Here is a 1,818-nt window from a genome sequence, read left to right as displayed (position 1 = left end):
GGGGGGGGCGCGGGTGTGGGGGTTGGGGGGGGGCTGTTTTGTTCGTCCCTCCCCCCTCCCCCCCCACCGGCTGCGCTGCTCAGCGTGGGGTGAGCGGCCTGCGGAAGCCCGTCACCGCCAGCCAGGCGCCGAGCGCCGCCACGGCGGTACCGAGCAGCAGGGCCGGCACCGCCGTGCCCGTCCCGGGGAGGCCGAGGGCTAGGGCGCGCGTCGAATCGATGGCGTACGTCAGGGGGTTGACGTGGGCGACGGCGGCGAGCCAGTCCGGGAGGTCGGCGGTCGGGACGTAGGCGCTGGAGGCGAACATCAGGGGGAGCACGGCGATGATCGCGAGGTTCTGGATCGGCTCGGCCCGGCGCAGCCAGGCCGCCGCCGCGATGAACAGCCAGCCGAGCGCCCAGCTCATGAACAGCGTCAGCCCGATCGAGGCGGCGACCGCGCCGGCCCCGCCGCGCGGGTGGTAGCCGAGGACGAGGGTGCCGAGCGCCAGGATGATCACGGCCTGGACGGCGGCGCGCACGAGCGTGGTGAGGCTGCGCGCGACGAGCAGCGAGCTCGGGGCGACGGGCAGGCAGCGCAGGCGGGCGACGATGCCGTTCTGGAGGTCCTCGACGAGGCCGACCCCGGACTGGACGGCGGACTGCACCGCGTTGTCGACGAGGACGGCGGGCAGGACGAAGTCCAGGTAGGTGACGTCCGGCGGGAAGTGCGGGGGGAGCCCCATGCGGCTGAACACCTGGGAGAGCACCACGAGCGTGATGACGGGCTGGAGCAGGCCGAAGAGCAGGACCGCCGGGTCGGTCACGAGCGCGCGCAGCGACCGGCCGGTGAGGATGCGGACCTGGGTGAGCCGCGAACTGCCGCGCCAGGCGGGCGCGGTGGCCGTCGGGGTGCGGGGCGGTCGGCCGGTTTCGAGGGTGGTGGTCACCGCTTGGGTCCTTCCGGGCTGACGAGCTGGTCGAGGCCGTCTGGGTGGTGGGCCAGGGCGAGGTAGACGTCGTCGAGGCCGGGTTCGCCGAACGTGAGCTCGGCGGCCTCGACCCCGACCCCGTCGAGCGCCCGGACGACGGCGGCGATGTCGCGGGTGGCCTCGATGGGGACGACGAGGGCGGCGCCGTCGCGCCCGCTGACCGGGGCGAGCCCGGCCCGGCGCAGCGCGTCGGCGGCTCGCTCGAAGTCGCGGCCGGCGTCGCTCCCGGGGGCGCTCCCGGAGCTGCCTCCGGCAGGCCCGTCGAGGACGATGGTGACGGTCCGCCGGCCGACCCGGGCCTTGAGTTCCGCCGGGGTGCCGTGGGCGACGACGCTCCCGCCGGAGAGCACGGTGATGGCGTCGGCGAGCCGGTCGGCCTCGTCCAGGTACTGGGTGGTGAGCAGCACGGTGGTGCCCTCGGCGACGAGGCCTTCGACGATCTCCCAGAGGCCGAGCCGGCTCACCGGGTCGAGCCCGGTGGTGGGTTCGTCGAGGAACACCACCTCGGGCCGGCCGACCAGGCTCGCGGCGAGGTCGAGGCGCCGACGCAGGCCGCCGGAGTAGCCGCGGGCGGGCCGGTCGGCGACGTGGCCGAGGTCGAACAGGTCGAGGAGCTCGTCGGCGCGGGCGCGTCCGGCGCGGCGTCCGGCGCCGAGCAGCCCGGCGAGCAGGAGGAGGTTGTCGCGCCCGCTGAGCCGCCCGTCGACGGTCGCGTACTGGCCGGTGAGGCCGATCCGGCGGCGGACCTCGGCGGGGCGGCGCCGGACGTCGAACCCGGCGACGCTGGCCCGGCCGGTGGTGGGCGCGAGGGCGGTGGTGAGGACGCCGACGAGGGTGGTCTTGCCGGC

2 protein-coding genes are annotated in these 1,818 nt (G+C 76.1%); both read right to left on the bottom strand.

The features are described 5' to 3' along the window. Window positions 1-79: 79 nt before the first annotated feature. Window positions 80-928 (bottom strand): ABC transporter permease, encoded by an 849-nt coding sequence (locus ACFV4F_RS43265; protein WP_380491519.1) that lies wholly within the window; start codon window positions 926-928, stop codon window positions 80-82. After that, window positions 925-1,818: ATP-binding cassette domain-containing protein (locus tag ACFV4F_RS43260; RefSeq protein WP_380511529.1), on the bottom strand; the 894-nt coding region annotated here is incomplete at its 5' end. The genes ACFV4F_RS43265 and ACFV4F_RS43260, both read right to left, overlap by 4 nt.

The sequence above is a fragment of the Kitasatospora sp. NPDC059722 genome (assembly GCF_042733235.1).
Lineage (GTDB): Bacteria > Actinomycetota > Actinomycetes > Streptomycetales > Streptomycetaceae > Kitasatospora.
The sequence above is the reverse complement of the archived record's forward strand: the minus strand, read 5'-3'. Positions and strand labels throughout refer to the sequence as shown.